16 protein-coding genes and 4 tRNA genes are annotated in these 16,609 nt (G+C 55.6%); all 20 read left to right on the top strand.

Annotation, left to right across the window (positions count from 1 at the left end):
- The first annotated feature begins 75 nt into the window (after positions 1-75).
- The 20 genes from JJB07_RS10885 (at position 76) to clpX (ending at position 16,520) form a co-directional block, all read left to right on the top strand.
- Positions 76-1,260, top strand: a complete 1,185-nt coding sequence (locus tag JJB07_RS10885; protein ID WP_201634878.1) for an MFS transporter — start codon at positions 76-78, stop codon at positions 1,258-1,260.
- A 20-nt stretch (positions 1,261-1,280) separates the two neighbouring features.
- Positions 1,281-1,724 carry a YdbC family protein gene (locus JJB07_RS10880; RefSeq protein WP_201634876.1) on the top strand — a complete coding sequence of 148 codons (444 nt, stop codon included), beginning with the start codon at positions 1,281-1,283 and terminating at the stop codon, positions 1,722-1,724.
- Positions 1,721-2,407 carry a response regulator gene (locus JJB07_RS10875; protein WP_201634874.1) on the top strand — a complete coding sequence of 229 codons (687 nt, stop codon included), beginning with the start codon at positions 1,721-1,723 and terminating at the stop codon, positions 2,405-2,407. The genes JJB07_RS10880 and JJB07_RS10875 overlap by 4 nt, the downstream gene beginning before the upstream one ends.
- Entirely contained in the window at positions 2,404-3,795 is a 1,392-nt protein-coding gene (locus JJB07_RS10870) for a sensor histidine kinase (protein ID WP_201634871.1), read from the top strand. Before JJB07_RS10875 ends, JJB07_RS10870 begins: the two co-directional genes overlap by 4 nt.
- Positions 3,796-3,925: 130 nt before the next feature.
- Positions 3,926-6,028, top strand: coding sequence for an efflux RND transporter periplasmic adaptor subunit (locus tag JJB07_RS10865; RefSeq protein ID WP_201634869.1), 2,103 nt, complete (start codon positions 3,926-3,928; stop codon positions 6,026-6,028).
- Position 6,029: 1 nt separating this feature from the next.
- Positions 6,030-6,773, top strand: coding sequence for an ABC transporter ATP-binding protein (locus tag JJB07_RS10860; protein ID WP_201634867.1), 744 nt, complete (start codon positions 6,030-6,032; stop codon positions 6,771-6,773).
- Complete coding sequence (locus JJB07_RS10855; RefSeq protein ID WP_201634865.1) at positions 6,770-7,987, top strand: ABC transporter permease; 1,218 nt, start codon at positions 6,770-6,772, stop codon at positions 7,985-7,987. The genes JJB07_RS10860 and JJB07_RS10855 overlap by 4 nt, the downstream gene beginning before the upstream one ends.
- A gap of 116 nt (positions 7,988-8,103) precedes the next feature.
- Positions 8,104-8,547: a MarR family winged helix-turn-helix transcriptional regulator gene (locus JJB07_RS10850; protein WP_201634863.1), complete on the top strand. Its 444-nt coding sequence runs from the start codon at positions 8,104-8,106 to the stop codon at positions 8,545-8,547.
- A gap of 110 nt (positions 8,548-8,657) precedes the next feature.
- The gene (gene racE, locus JJB07_RS10845; protein ID WP_201634861.1) at positions 8,658-9,458 is read left to right on the top strand and encodes a glutamate racemase; all 801 of its coding nucleotides are present in this window, start codon (positions 8,658-8,660) and stop codon (positions 9,456-9,458) included.
- Between the two features lie 102 nt (positions 9,459-9,560).
- Positions 9,561-10,607: a GerMN domain-containing protein gene (locus JJB07_RS10840; protein WP_201634859.1), complete on the top strand. Its 1,047-nt coding sequence runs from the start codon at positions 9,561-9,563 to the stop codon at positions 10,605-10,607.
- 144 nt (positions 10,608-10,751) lie between these two features.
- Entirely contained in the window at positions 10,752-11,516 is a 765-nt protein-coding gene (rph, locus tag JJB07_RS10835; RefSeq protein WP_201634857.1) for a ribonuclease PH, read from the top strand.
- A gap of 19 nt (positions 11,517-11,535) precedes the next feature.
- Positions 11,536-12,150: an XTP/dITP diphosphatase gene (locus JJB07_RS10830; RefSeq protein ID WP_201634855.1), complete on the top strand. Its 615-nt coding sequence runs from the start codon at positions 11,536-11,538 to the stop codon at positions 12,148-12,150.
- Positions 12,147-12,674 (top strand): YfcE family phosphodiesterase, encoded by a 528-nt coding sequence (locus tag JJB07_RS10825; protein WP_201634853.1) that lies wholly within the window; start codon positions 12,147-12,149, stop codon positions 12,672-12,674. The genes JJB07_RS10830 and JJB07_RS10825 overlap by 4 nt, the downstream gene beginning before the upstream one ends.
- A 63-nt stretch (positions 12,675-12,737) precedes the next feature.
- A tRNA-Gly gene (locus JJB07_RS10820) sits at positions 12,738-12,811 on the top strand.
- Between the two features lie 7 nt (positions 12,812-12,818).
- Positions 12,819-12,895, top strand: a tRNA-Arg gene (locus JJB07_RS10815).
- A 26-nt stretch (positions 12,896-12,921) separates the two neighbouring features.
- Positions 12,922-12,997: transfer RNA gene (locus JJB07_RS10810), tRNA-His, on the top strand.
- A gap of 3 nt (positions 12,998-13,000) precedes the next feature.
- Positions 13,001-13,075, top strand: a tRNA-Gln gene (locus JJB07_RS10805).
- A gap of 170 nt (positions 13,076-13,245) precedes the next feature.
- The gene (gene tig / locus JJB07_RS10800) at positions 13,246-14,544 is read left to right on the top strand and encodes a trigger factor (protein WP_201634851.1); all 1,299 of its coding nucleotides are present in this window, start codon (positions 13,246-13,248) and stop codon (positions 14,542-14,544) included.
- Between the two features lie 114 nt (positions 14,545-14,658).
- A complete protein-coding gene (gene clpP, locus JJB07_RS10795) occupies positions 14,659-15,249 on the top strand; it encodes an ATP-dependent Clp endopeptidase proteolytic subunit ClpP (RefSeq protein WP_201634849.1) in 591 nt (196 codons plus the stop codon).
- Positions 15,250-15,266: 17 nt separating this feature from the next.
- Complete coding sequence (clpX, locus tag JJB07_RS10790; RefSeq protein WP_201634847.1) at positions 15,267-16,520, top strand: ATP-dependent protease ATP-binding subunit ClpX; 1,254 nt, start codon at positions 15,267-15,269, stop codon at positions 16,518-16,520.
- Positions 16,521-16,609 lie beyond the last annotated feature (89 nt).

Here is a 16,609-nt window from a genome sequence, read left to right as displayed (position 1 = left end):
TTTGAGATGCGGACTTTTAGGGTGGCGTACAATGTGGTAGGATAACGGTGAACTTTTCCATAAGGGGTGACGGTTTTGAACAAACGCATCTTGTTGTATCTCGTCGCGCTCTGCGCGTTCATGGGCCCGTTCACCCAGACGATCTACACGCCTCTGTTGCCGGAAGTGCAAACGGAGCTGCATACCACCCAACTGTTAATCAACCTGACGATTTCCGTCTTCACCGTGGTGCTTGCGTTGATGCAGATCGTCTACGGGCCGCTGACAGATCTCAAGGGACGCCGTTACGTCCTGTTGCCGGGGATTGCCTTGTATGTGCTGGCGACGATCGGCTGCGCGTTCTCGCATTCCATTTATGTGTTGTTGGTGTTCCGCGGCTTTCAAGCGGCGGGGATTGCAACCGGTTCTGTCGTAGCGACAACGGTCATCGGCGACTTGTTCAGCGGCAAAGAACGCGGACGCGCGATGGGCACGTTCCAGATGATGGTCTCGCTCGGTGCCGTCGCAGGGCCGCTGATCGGCGGCTATATCGGGGCACAAGCCGGATTCAACGGCGTGTTCTGGGTGCTGGCAGGCGTGGGCTCGGCGTTGCTGATGTCGATTGCGTTCTTGTTGCCGGAAACCAAGTCGCAGGAGTCGTCGGGCGATCGGTTTACGGTGAAAAGCTTTGCTGTGATTCTGCGCCATCCGACGGGCCTGTCGGTGATTCTGCTCGGCTTCATCCAGTACTACACGTTTTATAACTTCCTCGTGTTCCTGCCCGACATCTTGAGCCGGTACTACAGCTTGGGGATTGAGGAAAAAAGTCTCGTGTTCCTCCCGCTCTCACTCGCCATCGCCGTTGGCAGTTTCATCGGCGGCCGCTTGCAAGAGCGGATCGAGCCACGCAGGAGTTTGATTCTCACATCTTCACTGAACGTGGCGTCTGTCGTGCTGTTTCTCTTGCTCGCGAAATTGTCGCTCGGTCTCTTGATTCTCTCGATCTTCCTGTTCGGGTTGTGCTTGGGGCTGTCTCTGCCGGTGCAGACGACGCTGCTCACCGCCTCGTTTGTGCGCGAACGGGCGACGGCGATCGGGGTGTACAATTTCTTCCGCTACATGGGCATGGCGGCGGGTCCGATGGTTGGAACCGTGCTGTACAGGGGCGGTGTTTCGGTGCTCTACGGCGTGGCTGCTGTGTTGTTTGCGCTGACCGTGTGGCTGGCTTCGCGCAAGTTGAGCGGCGCGGCAGAAGGAGTTTCTCCGTCCGGTGCGAAGTAGTGCGATGGAGGCGATAAACGATGTTGATCAAGTGGATTGTTTGCCGCGTGCCCGACGGGTTGCACGCGGCTTTTTCTAAAGCACAAACAGGTTGGAGCGCTTTGCAGGGGGTTGACGGCTTCGGAGGGCAATGGGGCGGTTGGAACGTGTTTGATTCGGAGGAAGCCTGCATCATTGGACTGTGGAGGGATGCTGAAGCGTACCGCTTTTTCATGGAGCAGATCCACGACATCATCTTTGAAAAAAGCGCCCAAGGCCGCACGTATTCAGAGATTTTCGTTACTCTGTACGAGGGCGCGGAGGTGGCTTCTCTTCCGGAGCGTGTGTTGAACGTGCGTATGATCCCGGAGCTTCAAAAAGCCCGTCTGGTAGACGGTATTTTATATTTGCCGTCTGATGCGGGTGGGGAGAAGCGATTGGACTTGCTGGATGCTTGGTATGTGGAGGGAGGAGCCGCGCTGTGAAACAAAGCACGGTCATTCTGGTTGTCGAGGATGATGAATCCATCGCGCTGTTGATGCGCTTGTACTTGGAGAAAGAGGGCTTCGAGTTCGTTCACGCAACGGACGGCGAAGAGGCGATCCAGTTGTACCGCCGTTTGCGCCCGAATCTCGTCGTGCTCGACCTCATGATTCCGAAAATCGACGGACTCGCCGTTTGCAAGCAGATTCGCCGCGACGGACCGACCCCGATCATCATCGTTACGGCCAGAACCCAGAGCCAAGACAAACTGATTGGCTTTGATCTTGGCGCCGATGACTATCTCGGCAAGCCGTTCGACCCGCCGGAACTGGTGGCGCGAGTGAAAGCGGTGTTGCGTCGCACTCAACCGACGGTAGCCAAACAACTTCGGTTCGAGGGACTGTTGATCGATCTCGACCATTACACGGTGGAAGTGGAGGGCGAGCCGCTCGTCTTGCCTCCCAAGGAGATGGATCTGTTGTTTTTCCTCGCGTCACATCCGAACCAAGTGTTCGACCGAGAGCATATCTTGGACAAGGTGTGGGGGGCGGAGTACGAGGGGGACAACCGTACCGTCGACGTTCACGTCAAACGTCTGCGCGAGAAATTGGAGCGTCCGAACCGAACGTGGGGCATCCGCACGGTCTGGGGGGTCGGGTATAAGTTTGAGGTGCAGAAGCCATGAAGCGACTGCGCATTTTTCACAAGTTGGTTTTGATCATCCTCGGGATCATGTTGGTTACCGTATTGGTGCTGAATTTGACGGGGACGTTTTTGTATCGGGGGTACTTTTTACAAGAGCGGCAGGATTCGATGGTGGAGCAAGGGCGGGCAATTGCGCTTGTGGCGGGGAAGCGGATGGAGCGGCTGGAGACCGACAACCAGAATTCGTTGGCGATGTCTGCGACGTTTAACGCCGTCTACATCTACGACTCGGACGGCACCCCGCTCATCTTGCCGCCGGAAGATCGTAAACAGCAGGACCCGCCAAGTTCGGAGTTCGTGCGGGCGACGCTTCGCGGCGAAGAACAGATTCCCGTGGTGAACAAAAGCGAACCGGACACGTTGCAAGTCGGCATCCCGATTCGGCGCGGGCCCAAGGTGCTGGGAGCGGTGATCGTTCAAGGACCCCAACTCGATCGGCATTTTGGCGGTGTGGATCGGTTGCTGCTCATTTCCGGGGGAGTTGCACTGGTTGTGACGTCGGCGTTGGCGTTTTTCTTCTCCCGCTCGATTGCGAGTCCCTTGCAAGAAATGAACGAAGCGGTGCGGAGGATGGCGAAAGGGGACTTCTCGCGCAAAGTCAAAGTTCGATCCAAGGACGAGGTGGGCGAGTTGGCGGACGCGTTCAACCATATGGCGGAGGAACTTGAGGCGTTGGAGGCGATGCGCAGTGAATTTGTTGCGCATGCGTCGCACGAGTTGCGCTCACCTCTGACTTCGATCCGCGGCTTCGTCGGCGCCATCCTTGACGGAACGATCCCTGTGGACAACGCTCGACCTTTCCTGGAACGCATTCACAAGGAATCGGAGCGGCTGGGCAAATTGGTCGATGAATTGCTTGACCTCTCGCGTTTGGAGAGCGAACAGACCGAATCGCAGTCCGAGAGCGGTGAGGCTCCTCTTGGTCAAGTGATGCGTGAGGCGGTGGCAACGCTTTCGCCGCAAATGCAGGCCAAGGATTTGGAGTTGCACATGGAAATCCAAGAAGTCAACGTGACTGCTCCGGCAGAGCGTGTCACGCAAGTTGTGATCAATTTGCTCTCCAACGCCATTCGCTTTTCCCATCGCGGGGGTGAGATTCTCATCCGCGTGGTGGACGAAGGCGTGCAGGCCCGAGTGGAAATCATCGATCGGGGCATCGGAATTCCAGAAATGGAGATCGAGCGCGTCTGGGAGCGCTTTTACAAAGTTGACAAAGCCCGCACCACCGATCAGGGCGGAACGGGCCTCGGATTGTCGATCGCCAAGCGCATCGTCGAACTGCTGAACGGACAGATTGGCATCGAAAGCGTCTGGGGCGAAGGTACCACCGCGTGGGTCACGCTCCCGAAACAGCAGGTCAAACTGTGACAAAGTTTTGAAAACAGCCTCTGTCCCCCGGACAGGGGCTTTTGCATTCATATCTTGTTCATAATTCCTTGCTAGACTAGCCCCATACCGACTTACACACAGAAGTGAAAATCCAAGGGGGATTGAAGTCATGTCTGAAGTTACGTTGAACACGCAACAGCAAGGAACCACGATCCTGCCGAAGCGACGCAACACCAAGAAGATCATCACCATCGCCGTGATCGGGCTCTTGCTCGTAGGCGGGGGTGCCTACACATATCAAAAAGTCACCACACCCAAAGAAAGCGCGCAAATGACCCGTGCTTATACAGTCAAAAAAGGAGATGTTACGGAGACGATCTCGGCATCGGGCACCGTGCAATCGCCGCAACAGATCAAACTGAACTTCTCGGGCGGCTCTGCCAAGCTGACCGCGCTGAACGTCAAAGTCGGCGACACCGTCAAGGCGGGCCAAGTGTTGGCGCAACTCGACGACGCGACGGCGAAGGCGCAACTTTCGAACGCCCAAGCGAATCTCGAGGCTGCCAAAGCCAAGTTGGTTTCGGCGCAAAAAGGCTCTACGGCAGATCAGATCGCTGCCTCTCAAGCAAACCTCTCGGCATCGCAAGCCAAGTTGACCCAAACCAAAAGCGGCCAGACGCCGGAAGCGCTCGCCGTCCAAAAAGCCAACTTGGACAAAGCAAAAGTGGCGCTTGACGGCGCGAAAGTCTCTTATAACAACCAATTGCTCGCCTTCAATAACCGCTCGGCGGCGTACCAAACCGTTCTCTCAAGCCAGAACAGCGTCAGTCAGGCGGAAATTTCCCTCAAGTCTGCACAAGCCGGCCTCGAGTCTGCGAAATCCAAGCTGATGGTGGCGCAAACTCCGCCGACCGCCTCGGCTATTGCCGTGGCGCAAGCGGCCGTTGACACCGCCAACCAACAGTTGGAGACGGCAAAGACCCAATACACGTATGCACAGAACGGAATGTCGATGGCGCAGGCAGAAAGCGCAATTGCTTCTGCGAAGCAATCGGTCGCAACCGCTGAGAAGAACTTAGCAGACTTGAAAGCCCAGCCTGACCCGAACACCGTGGCGCAGGCGCAGTCTTCAGTCAACCAAGCACAAGCGCAAGTCGACCAAGCAACCCAAACCTACAACAACGCCAAACAAAACCTTGAGATTGCCCAACGCAATTACGATGACCGCACTTCGGCGCAAGCAACGCTTGATTCTGCGAAAAACCAACTCGACCAAGCCCAAGCTTCGTACAACGTCGCTCTGGCAACTTGGAACCAGACCAACGCTGCACCGGATGCCGCTTCCATCCAAGCGGCGCAAGCGGCGGTTGACCAAGCACAAGCGCAGTTGAGCCAGACGCAAGCAGGCCCTGACAGCGCAACGGTCATCGCGGCAGAAGCGGCGGTTGCCCAAGCGCAATCTCAGTACGATCAGCAAAAAATCGCGCTCGACAACCTGACGTTGAAAGCGCCGATCGACGGCGTCGTTACCACCGTCAGCGGCGCGGTCGGCGAATTGACCGCCAACGGGACTCCGGTTGTAATCATGAACGATACCTCGGCAAGTGACGTGCAGATCCAAGCGCAAGTATCTCAAACTGACGTCGGCAAAGTGAAGCCGGGGCAAGATGCGGAGTTCACCACCACTGCCTTCCCGAACGAAACGTTCAAGGGCAAAGTTTTGACCGTTGCACCGGAAGCCACGACCGCGAACGGTGTCACCACGTATGCAGTTTTGCTTTCGGTCGCGTCTGACCAGAAGTTGAAATCGGGGATGACCACCAATGTCACGGTCACTGTCGATACGCACAAAGACGTGCTCTACGTCCCGACCACCGCACTCAAAGAACTCGGCGGACGCGATGGAGTATTCGTCCAAGGAACGGATACGGCGGAGGCAGGGCAGAATTCGAAAGGCACGAACCGTGGAACTTCCACCGGTACCTCGAGCAACGCAACGTCGACCGGCACACCGGCGAACACCACGTTCCGCCCTGTACAGATCGGCCTGATGAGCTCTGACAAAGTCGAAATCACCCAAGGTCTGAAAGAGGGCGAACAGATCGTCATCCAATTCACTGCAGCGACCGGCACGACCCGTGGCGTTGGTGGAGCAGGTGGCTTTGGACTGGGCGGCTTAGGTGGAGGCGGCAACGGCGGCAACCGCAACGGCGGTTCAGGTGGTGCGGGCGGCGGTGGCAACAGCGGCGGTGCTGCCAAAGGGGGCAAATAACATGCAACCCTTGATCCGCATCGACGACCTGCGCAAAATCTACCGCGTCGGCGACCAAGAAATTCATGCCTTAAGCGGCGTGTCGTTGACCATTCGCGAAGGCGAGTTCGTGGCGATCATGGGCCCGTCCGGCTCGGGGAAATCGACGATGATGAACGTACTAGGGTGCCTCGACAAGCCGACGTTCGGCGAATATGTCCTTGATTCACACGCGATCTCGAAATTGCATGACGATGATCTGGCGATCATCCGCAACCGCAAGATCGGCTTCGTTTTCCAGAGTTTCAATCTGTTGGCCCGCACGTCGGCGGTGGAGAATGTTGAACTACCGATGCTCTATGCCGGAATTTCCGCGAAGGAACGCCGTCGTCGCGCCATCGAAGCGTTGGAATCGGTAGGACTTGGCACGCGCTTGTACAACAAACCCAATGAACTGTCCGGCGGTCAACAACAGCGTGTCTCGATTGCCCGCGCACTCGTCAACAGCCCGGTCATCCTGATGGCCGACGAACCGACCGGGGCGCTGGATACTAAGACCTCGCTAGAGATTATGGGCATCTTCCAACGCCTGAACGACCAAGGTAAAACCATCATCCTCGTCACTCACGAACCGGACATCGCAGAATTCGCCAAACGCATCGTGCGGTTCCGCGACGGACGCATCGTCGAGGATGAAGTGGTCGAAAACCGTCGCCTCGTCTCTGAAATTGCGGCAACGGCGGCAGTAGAGGAGGCGATCTCATGAATTTCATGGAATCGATCCGCGTCTCGCTGCGCAGTGTGAAGTCCAATAAGATGCGTTCTTTCCTGACGATGCTTGGGATCATCATCGGCGTCTCCGCCGTCATCGCGATGGTCTCGATCGGTCAGGGCGCACAATCAAGCGTCACCTCGCAAATCCAAGGGCTTGGCTCCAACCTGTTGATCGTCTCGCCGGGTCAAGCGTCCCAAGGTGGGGTCAAACTCGGTGCAGGTTCGGCGAACTCGCTGACGATGAATGACGTCACCGAAATTGCGAAGCAAGATTCGGTTTCGGGTGTCGCTCCGGATATCACCAAGCAAGAGCAAATCGTGTACAAGAACCAGAACGCCTCCACAACTGTGGAAGGCACCTCCGCCGACTATGCGGAAGTCCGCAGCACCAAGGTGTCGGCGGGACGTTTTTTCAATAAATACGAAGTGCAAGGGCAGTCCAATGTCGTTGTGCTCGGGACGGAAGTTGCCACTACATTGTTTGGCAGTGCGGGTTCGGACGTCGTCGGACAGACGGTCAACATCGCTCAAATGCCGTTTCAAGTCATCGGCGTGCTGGAATCGCAAGGCTCGTCCGGCTTCACCAACAACGACGACCGCGTGATCATCCCGATCACGACGGCGATGAACCGCATGTTTGGCACCACCAACGTGCGCACGTTCTATGTCTCGGCGAAATCGGCCGATCTCATGGACCAAGCGACGATGGACATTACGACTGCATTGCGTGCTTCCCACCATTTGAAACCCAAGGACGACAGCGACTTCCAGATCTCTTCGCAAGCGCAAATTCTCTCCACCGCGCAAGGGATTACGGGGATCATGACGACCTTGCTCGCCGGGATCGCCGGGATCTCGCTGCTCGTCGGCGGGATCGGGATCATGAACATCATGTTGGTCTCCGTTACGGAGCGTACCCGCGAAATCGGAATTCGCAAAGCAATCGGAGCGACACGCGGCGCGATCATGCGCCAGTTCTTGATCGAGTCGGTGATGCTCTCGCTGCTGGGCGGGATCATTGGGATCTTGCTCGGGATCGGGATTGCCTTGTTCGTCTCCAAAGTTTCGACGCTAACCACTGCGGTCACGCTGTCGCCGGTTCTGTACGCCTTTTTCTTCTCCATGTTGGTCGGCATCGTGTTCGGAGTCTATCCAGCGCGCAAAGCCGCACGACTTAACCCGATTGACGCTTTGCGCTATGAATAAAAAGAAACATCCGCCTTCTCGGAGGCGGGTGTTTTTTTTAATGTTATTCAAATTCAATTGACCAAGCAGTCGGGACAATGTTACAATCAGAGGAGGTACAGCACAGGAGGGAAACTATGACTGAATCGTCGATCCATTCCGGTCTCGTCGTTGAGATCGAACATTTGCTTCGCCAAATTGCCAAGGAAGTCCGCCGCCGTGGCCGAGATATTCTAAGCGACTTCTCGATCACGCCCCCGCAATTCGATGCGCTGATCTATTTGAGCGAATTCGGCGATTTGACGATTGGGGAGTTGAGTTCCAAGCTCTACCTCGCCTACAGCACCACGACCGACCTCGTTGACCGCATGGAGCGCAACGACTTGGTTGAGCGTGTTCGCGACAAAAACGATCGCCGTGTCGTGCGGTTACATATGAAGGAACGCGGTCGTGATCTGATCGAGAAAGTACTCATCGTTCGCCGCGAATCGTTGGAGAAAGCTTTGGTTCATGTAGAATCCAAGGACCTCGCGCCTCTTGTCACGGCGCTTTCGGAAATCTATAATCATATCAGTGATTGACTCGGAGAAGCACTTCCGCCGCCTATTGGGACGGGACGGGAGCGCTTTTTCTTTTTGACCATATACTACCTACATGTCAGTCAGACAGCTGAGAAAGGGACGATTTACCCGTGTCATCCACAAAACCGATCGGCATCCTCGACTCCGGCTTCGGCGGTTTGACCGTCGTCGGAGAAGTCCTTCGACAACTCCCACAAGAGAACATTCTCTATGTGGGCGACAAAGCGCGCTGCCCATATGGGAGCCGTCCGCCGGAGGAAGTGAAGAAGTTTTTATTTGAAATCATGGACTTTCTGGTCGATCAGGGTGTCAAGATGATCATCATCGCCTGCAACACGGCGACGGCGGCCGGCTTGGAAGAAGCCCGTCATCGCTATTCGGTCCCCGTCGTCGGCGTAATCGTGCCGGGCAGCCGGGCGGCGATTTCCACGACGAAGACCGGTCGCATCGGCGTCATCGGCACGGAGAACACGATCAACTCCGATGCGTACCGTCGGGAATTGCATCGCATCAACCCGCGACTGTTTGTGACCAACCGCGCTTGCAAACCGTTCGTCCAGCTCGTGGAGTCAGACTTGACAGAAACGGACGAAGCACGGGAGATCGTGGAGGAGTACTTGAGCTCCATTCGAGAGCATCATATCGATACGTTGATTCTCGGTTGCACGCACTATCCTTTGCTTGCGCCGGTGATTGCCAGCGTGATGGGCGAGCAGGTCGAGTTGATCAACTCTGCCGAAGAGACTGCCCGAGAAGCAAGTACGGTGCTTTCCGTCAAGCACCAACTGAATGAAAACAACCTGGCGCCCCATCATCAATTTTTCACAACGGGAGACCCTGAGAACTTCCGCAAGATCGGTGGTCGCTGGCTTCATATGGACATCGACGTCACACGCATCGAACTCAAGTAACAAAAACTTGTCTCCTGTGGACAAATTCCAAGCATATCTCGTCCACGATCTCGTATACATGGTAACAAGTAACGAGATTCCAGTTTGGAGGAGGAAAACGCGATGCGTAAGAAATACCACTATGCGCTGGTCGCGGTCCTCGCGATGTCGATCGTGGCGGCCACCGGTTGTACGCTGACTCCGGAAAAAACCTCGACCCCCAGTACATCGCAAGGAACCGCAGGAGAACAAGCGACGAACGTCATGCCGACTACGGTCTATGTCAGCAATCAAAACGGCTTTGTCGTCCCCCTGAATATCAAGATGGAGAAAACCAACTCGATTGCCAAATCGACGCTGGAACACATGGTCGCCGGCGGACCGGGTGATGCTTCGCTTTCCGGTACCGGCTTGCAAAATGTCCTGCCCAAAGGGACTCAGATCAAAGGCGTGTCGATCAACAACCACGTCGCACGAGTTGATTTCTCCAAGGACGTGTTGAACTACAAAACCGAAGAGCAGGAGCACGCCATCGTAGACGCGGTCGTCTGGTCGTTGACCGGGATCGAAGGCATCTCCAAAGTGCAGTTCATCATCGACGGCAAAGCGCAACCGACCTTGAAAAATGGCACTCCGATCTCGGACGCCATCTCGCGTGACAACGGCATCAACTTGCAAGTTGCCAACGGTGTAACTCCGTCCAACGCGACCAAGTTAACACTCTACTTCTCCGGCGCCAACCAAGAGGGCAACTTCTCCTACCTCGTGCCGGTTACCCGCATTGTTCCGAAGTCGGATTCCAGCAAGATGGTGGAACTGACGATGGCGGAACTGGCGAAAGGTCCGAACGTGGACGGTCTCGAAGCTGTCGTGCAACCGACCTTGAAACTGCAGAAGTCCGATCAGAAAGACAAAGTGGCAGTACTTGACTTCGGCAACGACTTCCAAGTTTCCAGTGGCACCAATGCGGAGAAAAACATGGTCAACTCCATCGTGCTCTCCGTCGCAGCGAATACGGGTGTCCAACAAGTCCAGTTCACCGTCAACGGCAAAGCACCGTCGATGGCGCAAGCAACGGCGAAGCCGGACGCGATGAACGTGGCGAAACAGTGGATGGACTTCTCCAAACCGGTCACCGCACCGAAAGTCGTCAACGAGCAAAAGCTCTAATTCATAAGGTAGGAAGTAGGGGAAAACCAACGGGGACAAGGGCTTCGTTGGTTTTTTTCCTGTCGTGAAGTTAGGGGTAGTGGAAACCGAAAGAAAAGGTTATGCTACAAGAGTATTCCAATGGGACGATGAGGAGGCAAACACATGCGAGGAGATGGAAGAAAAGCCAACGAGACGCGCGTGGTGACAATCGAGCGCGATTACATCAAGCATGCGGAAGGCTCTGTGTTGATCACGGTCGGTGATACGAAGGTCATTTGCACTGTGACTGTGGAGGATAAAGTACCGCCGTTCTTGCGCAATTCCGGAACCGGTTGGATCACGGCGGAGTATGGCATGTTGCCGCGATCGACAGGAACCCGCAACCAACGCGAATCGACGCGCGGCAAAGTCGGCGGGCGCACGATGGAGATCCAACGTTTGATCGGGCGTGCTCTGCGAGCGGTCGTTGATCTGGAAAAATTGGGGGAGAAGACCCTGTGGCTGGACTGCGACGTCATCCAAGCGGACGGCGGCACACGCACAGCGTCGATCACCGGCGCATTTGTTGCGCTGGCGGATGCTCTCTATAAACATATGAAAAAAGGATCGCTCACCTCGCTTCCGATCACAGACTTCCTGGCAGCAACGTCGGTCGGGATCGTCAACGGGGCACCGGTGCTCGACTTGAACTACGTAGAGGATTCGGCGGCAGCGGTGGACATGAACATCGTGATGACCGGAGGCGGCAAGTTCGTCGAACTGCAAGGCACGGGCGAGGAATCGTCGTTCTCGATGGACGAATTGCAAGCGATGATCGGGCTCGGCCAGCAGGGCGTGGAGTCGTTGGTCGCGAAGCAAAAAGCGGTGCTCGGCGAGGAAATCGTCAACTTGATCGCGGCAAACGCGAACACCGTGCAACATACATAAGGAAGGCAGTTGTCGGAACATGTCGGAACGGATTGTGAACAAACTGTTGCTGGCGACCCGCAACCAAGGCAAGGTGCGGGAGATCGCTTCTTTTTTTGCGGAGTTAGGCTGGCACGTGGAGCCGGTGCCCGCAGACGCACCGGAAGTGGTCGAAGACCGCGACACGTTTGCAGGCAATGCGATGAAAAAAGCGGAGGAGATCTCCGCGTTGTACCATTGCCCGGCCTTGGCAGACGACTCCGGGCTTGAAGTTGACGCGCTGGACGGTCGTCCGGGCGTGTATTCGGCGCGTTTTTCCGGAGAGGACGCAACGGATGAGAGCAACAACTTGAAGTTGCTTCAGGAAATGCAGGGAGTGGGGGAATCGGAGCGTGGGGCGCGATTTGTCTCGGCGATTGCGCTGGCTCGACCGGGCCAAGAAACGCTGGTTTCGTTTGGCACCGTCGAAGGTCGTGTCTTGACCGAACCCCGCGGTGAGGACGGATTCGGCTATGATCCGCTGTTCTATCTGCCGTCTCAAGGGCAAACCCTCGCCGAAATCACTCTCCAAGAAAAAAACGCCATCTCCCACCGGGCCAAGGCGTTGCGCGCCATGGTCGACATGCTCAAGTCGGAAGAAGATTCCCAAGCATGAGGGTGCTCATCATCAGCGATTCCCACGGCCGCACCGACCGGATTCAACTCGTCGTGCGGCAGGTGGGCCGCTTTGATTTGTTGGTGCATGCGGGAGATCATGCGGACGACGTGCTCGATGATTTCCCCCGCGCCATCGCGGTCTGCGGAAACTGCGACGACCCGGCAAGCGCCGCCACCGAGCAGGAATTCGAACTGCTGGGCTTGAAAGTTCTGCTCGCTCACGGCCATACGCTCAACGTCAAAACCACTCCGCTTCCGTTGCTCTATCGTGCCGCCGAACGACAGGCGGATATCGCGGTATTCGGACATACCCACACGCCGACGCTGACCGAAGAGGAGGGCCGAGTTTTTCTCAACCCAGGTTCGCTCTCGTACCCGCGCGGCTACACCGTTTGTACGTACTGCGTGCTCGACCTCACGCGCACCGAACAGGGCGGGGTGGAAGCAGACTTTGCGTTCTACACGCTCGACGGTGACCGGATTCCTGCTTTTGATCTAAAAAAAACGTGGGAAGCCCGTTGACTTCTCCACGTTATCTGATGTATACTAAGTTTCGTTGCCGCGACAAGCGCGGCTTTCTTCTCTGCGGGTGTAGTTCAATGGTAGAACTCCAGCCTTCCAAGCTGGTCGCGTGGGTTCGATTCCCATCACCCGCTCCATTGCTTTGACTCAGTAGCTCAGCTGGATAGAGCAACCGCCTTCTAAGCGGTCGGTCGGGGGTTCGAATCCCTCCTGGGTCGCCATTTCTATTTAATTCAATATCAACATGGCGGTCGTGGCGAAGTGGTGAACGCACCAGATTGTGGCTCTGGCATTCGGGGGTTCGATTCCCCTCGATCGCCCCATGTTGGGGAGTCGCCAAGCGGTAAGGCAACGGACTTTGACTCCGTCATGCGAAGGTTCGATCCCTTCCTCCCCAGCCAATGCAACGATAAAATCCTCGCCCTTGGGCGAGGATTTTCTGCATGTATTTGAAAGTTGATTGGGTTGTGTTATAATGTGATGGTCTATCCAATCAAAAATACAACTCGTGGAGCCACGACCTACATATGGACGAGCTTTCGCACGGTATTTTTAAGGAGGAAATTGTCAGATGGCAGTTGCAGTCAAAAAATGGGAAAAAGTTGAAAAAAACGTCGGCGTTCTTGAATTCCAAGTCGGCGAAGCAGAAGTAACCGAAGCGCTTGATCAAGCGTTCAAAAAAGTTGTAAAGGGCGTTTCCATGCCGGGCTTCCGCAAAGGCAAAGTGCCGCGTGCGATCTTCGAAACCCGTTACGGCGTCGAGGTATTATATCAAGACGCGTTGGACATCCTGTTACCGATTGCCTACTCCCAAGCAGTTCGTGAAGCGAACATCACCCCGGTTGATCGTCCGGAAATCGATGTTGTTCAATTCGGCAAAGGCCAAGAAGCGGTTATCAAAGCAACCGTAACCGTCAAGCCGGAAGTTGAACTCGGCGAGTACAAAGGCCTCGAAGTCGAGAAAAAAGACTTCACCGTTTCCGCTGAACAAGTGGAAGAAGAACTCGCAAACCTGCAAAAGTCCCACGCTGAAATCGTGGTTGCAGGCGACGACGTAGCGGTTGAAAACGGCGACATCGTCTTCATGGACTTCAAAGGTTTCGTCAACGGCGAAGCGTTTGAAGGCGGCGAAGCAGACAACTACCAACTCGAGATTGGTTCCGGTCTGTTCATCCCGGGCTTCGAAGAGCAACTGATCGGCACGAAGAAAGGCGAAGAGAAGGAGATCAACGTTACCTTCCCGGAAGCTTACCATGTGAAAGCTCTGGCGGGTCAACCGGCTGTCTTCAAGATCACGCTCAACGACGTGAAGCGCAAGCAATTGCCGGCGCTGGACGATGAATTCGCGAAGGACATCTCCGAGTTCAACTCCCTCGACGAATTGAAGGCTGACATCTCGAATAAACTTCAAGAAAAAGCCGAGCAAGATTCCAAGAACTACCTCGAAGAAGCTGTGATCTCCAAAGCTGTGGAGAACGCAACCATCGACATCCCGACCGCGATGTTCGAAAACGAGATCGAAGTTCTGATGAACGACTTCAAACAACGCCTGCAAATGCAAGGCATTCCGTTTGACGCTTACGTTCAATTCACGGGCGCATCCGAAGAATCCCTCAAGGACGAGTTCCGCGGCCAAGCCGAAGCTCGCGTCCGCACCGGTCTCGTTCTCGAAGCGATCACCGCTGCAGAAGGAATCGAAGCTACCGATGACGAAGTAAACGTTGAACTCGCAAAAATCGCAGAATCTGCGAAAATGGAAGTGGACCGCGTCAAGTCGATTCTCGAATCCCGTGACCCGGAACTCTCCAACCTCAAGAACGACATCAAGACCCGCAAAACGGTCGAATTGCTCGTTTCTTCCGCGAAGTAATTGTAGTAACCACATAGCTTGTTGGATCGAAACAAGGCACTTTCATAAGTGCCTTGTTTTTCCAAACATACATAACCCTACCGATATTCCCGACAGTGAAGGAGGATCAGACACATGAACTTGGTACCGATGGTAGTTGAACAGACGAGCCGCGGGGAGCGTGCCTACGACATCTACTCCCGCCTGCTGAAGGACCGTATTATTTTCATCGGCACGCCGATTGACGACATGGTGGCGAACGTGGCGGTGGCACAACTCCTGTTCTTGGCTGCAGAAGACCCGGAGAAGGACATCCACCTGTACATCAACTCGCCGGGTGGTTCGGTGACCGCCGGTATGGCGATCTACGACACGATGCAGTACATCAAGCCGGACGTCTCCACGATCTGCATCGGTCTTGCCGCGAGCATGGGTGCATTTCTCCTGAACGCCGGGGCCAAAGGCAAGCGTTACGCGCTGCCGAACGCCGAGATCATGATCCATCAGCCTCTGGGTGGCGCACGCGGCCAAGCCAGCGACATCAAAATCCACGCTGATTGGATCCTCAAGACTCGTGAGAAGCTCAACCGCATCATGGCGGAGCGCACCGGCCAACCGCTGGAGCAGATCGAGAAAGACACCGACCGTGATAATTTCATGTCGGCGGCAGAATCCAAAGACTACGGTCTGATCGATACCGTCATCGAGCGGATCGACCAGATGTAAGGTAAGGGGGGAATCTCATGTTCAAATTCAACGACGACAAGGGACAGCTCAAGTGCTCGTTCTGCGGCAAAACGCAGGATCAAGTCCGCAAGCTGGTCGCCGGTCCGGGCGTCTACATTTGCGACGAGTGCATCGAACTCTGCAACGAGATTGTAGAGGAGGAGCTCGGGGAAGAGGAAGAGTTTGAAATGAAGGATGTCCCGAAACCGCGGGAGATCCGAGAAATCCTCAACCAATATGTAATCGGCCAAGACGACGCCAAAAAAGCGCTGGCTGTAGCCGTTTACAACCACTACAAGCGCATCAACACCGGCTCGACCAAATCCAGCGAGGAAGTCGAACTGTCCAAGTCGAACATCCTGCTGATTGGTCCGACCGGTTCCGGTAAGACCCTGCTCGCACAAACCCTTGCCCGCATCCTGAATGTTCCGTTCGCGATTGCCGATGCAACTTCGCTGACCGAAGCAGGTTATGTCGGGGAGGACGTCGAAAACGTGCTGCTTCGTTTGATCCAAGCAGCCGACTACGACGTGGAGAAAGCGCAGAAGGGCATCATCTACATCGACGAAATCGACAAGATCGCCCGCAAGTCGGAGAATCCGTCGATCACCCGCGATGTTTCCGGCGAAGGCGTGCAACAAGCCCTGCTGAAAATCCTCGAAGGCACCACCGCTTCCGTTCCGCCGCAAGGGGGACGCAAGCATCCGCACCAGGAGTTCATCCAGATCGACACCAAGGACATCCTGTTCATCTGCGGCGGTGCTTTCGACGGTATGGAGCAGATCATCAAGCGCCGTATGGGGGACAAGGTCATCGGTTTTGGCAGCGACCCGGCCAAGAAAAAGGAAGAGTTCGTTCTGACCAAACTGATGCCGGAAGACCTGCAGCGCTACGGTCTGATCCCGGAGTTCGTCGGCCGTCTGCCGGTTCTGACTTCGCTCGAACCGCTTGACACCGACGCGCTGATCCGCATCTTGACCGAGCCGAAGAACGCCATCGTGAAGCAGTACCAACGTCTGCTGAACATGGATTCCATCGAGCTGGAGTTCACCGATGAGTCTCTGCATGCGATCGCCGAAGAAGCGATCAAGCGCAAGACCGGTGCGCGTGGTCTGCGTGCGATCATCGAGTCGACGATGTTGGACATCATGTTCGACCTTCCGTCGCGCGATGACGTCACCAAGTGCGTGATCACCAAGGAGAGCGTCGACGGCGAAGAGAAACCGCGTCTCTTCACCGCCGAAGGGCAAATCCAAGGCGAGTCCGCGTAAAAAGTTACAAAAAAGAACCGATCCTCTTGCGAGGATCGGTTCTTTTTTTGCTTCAAACTGGACATACTACTATCCATTACTGGGAACGT

The sequence above is a fragment of the Tumebacillus amylolyticus genome, assembly GCF_016722965.1.
Lineage (GTDB): Bacteria > Bacillota > Bacilli > Tumebacillales > Tumebacillaceae > Tumebacillus > Tumebacillus amylolyticus.
Note: the sequence above shows the minus strand (reverse complement) of the source record. Positions and strands in the feature narration are given on the sequence as shown.

Coding starts and splice junctions, on each gene's coding strand:
- JJB07_RS10870 (WP_201634871.1), top strand. CDS start 2,404: ATGAAGCGACTGCGCATTTTTCACAAGTTGGTTTTGATCATCCTCGGG.
- JJB07_RS10830 (WP_201634855.1), top strand. CDS start 11,536: ATGTCGGAACGGATTGTGAACAAACTGTTGCTGGCGACCCGCAACCAA.
- JJB07_RS10865 (WP_201634869.1), top strand. CDS start 3,926: ATGTCTGAAGTTACGTTGAACACGCAACAGCAAGGAACCACGATCCTG.
- JJB07_RS10850 (WP_201634863.1), top strand. CDS start 8,104: ATGACTGAATCGTCGATCCATTCCGGTCTCGTCGTTGAGATCGAACAT.
- JJB07_RS10880 (WP_201634876.1), top strand. CDS start 1,281: ATGTTGATCAAGTGGATTGTTTGCCGCGTGCCCGACGGGTTGCACGCG.
- JJB07_RS10840 (WP_201634859.1), top strand. CDS start 9,561: ATGCGTAAGAAATACCACTATGCGCTGGTCGCGGTCCTCGCGATGTCG.
- rph (WP_201634857.1), top strand. CDS start 10,752: ATGCGAGGAGATGGAAGAAAAGCCAACGAGACGCGCGTGGTGACAATC.
- JJB07_RS10825 (WP_201634853.1), top strand. CDS start 12,147: ATGAGGGTGCTCATCATCAGCGATTCCCACGGCCGCACCGACCGGATT.
- tig (WP_201634851.1), top strand. CDS start 13,246: ATGGCAGTTGCAGTCAAAAAATGGGAAAAAGTTGAAAAAAACGTCGGC.
- JJB07_RS10860 (WP_201634867.1), top strand. CDS start 6,030: ATGCAACCCTTGATCCGCATCGACGACCTGCGCAAAATCTACCGCGTC.
- JJB07_RS10855 (WP_201634865.1), top strand. CDS start 6,770: ATGAATTTCATGGAATCGATCCGCGTCTCGCTGCGCAGTGTGAAGTCC.
- clpX (WP_201634847.1), top strand. CDS start 15,267: ATGTTCAAATTCAACGACGACAAGGGACAGCTCAAGTGCTCGTTCTGC.
- clpP (WP_201634849.1), top strand. CDS start 14,659: ATGAACTTGGTACCGATGGTAGTTGAACAGACGAGCCGCGGGGAGCGT.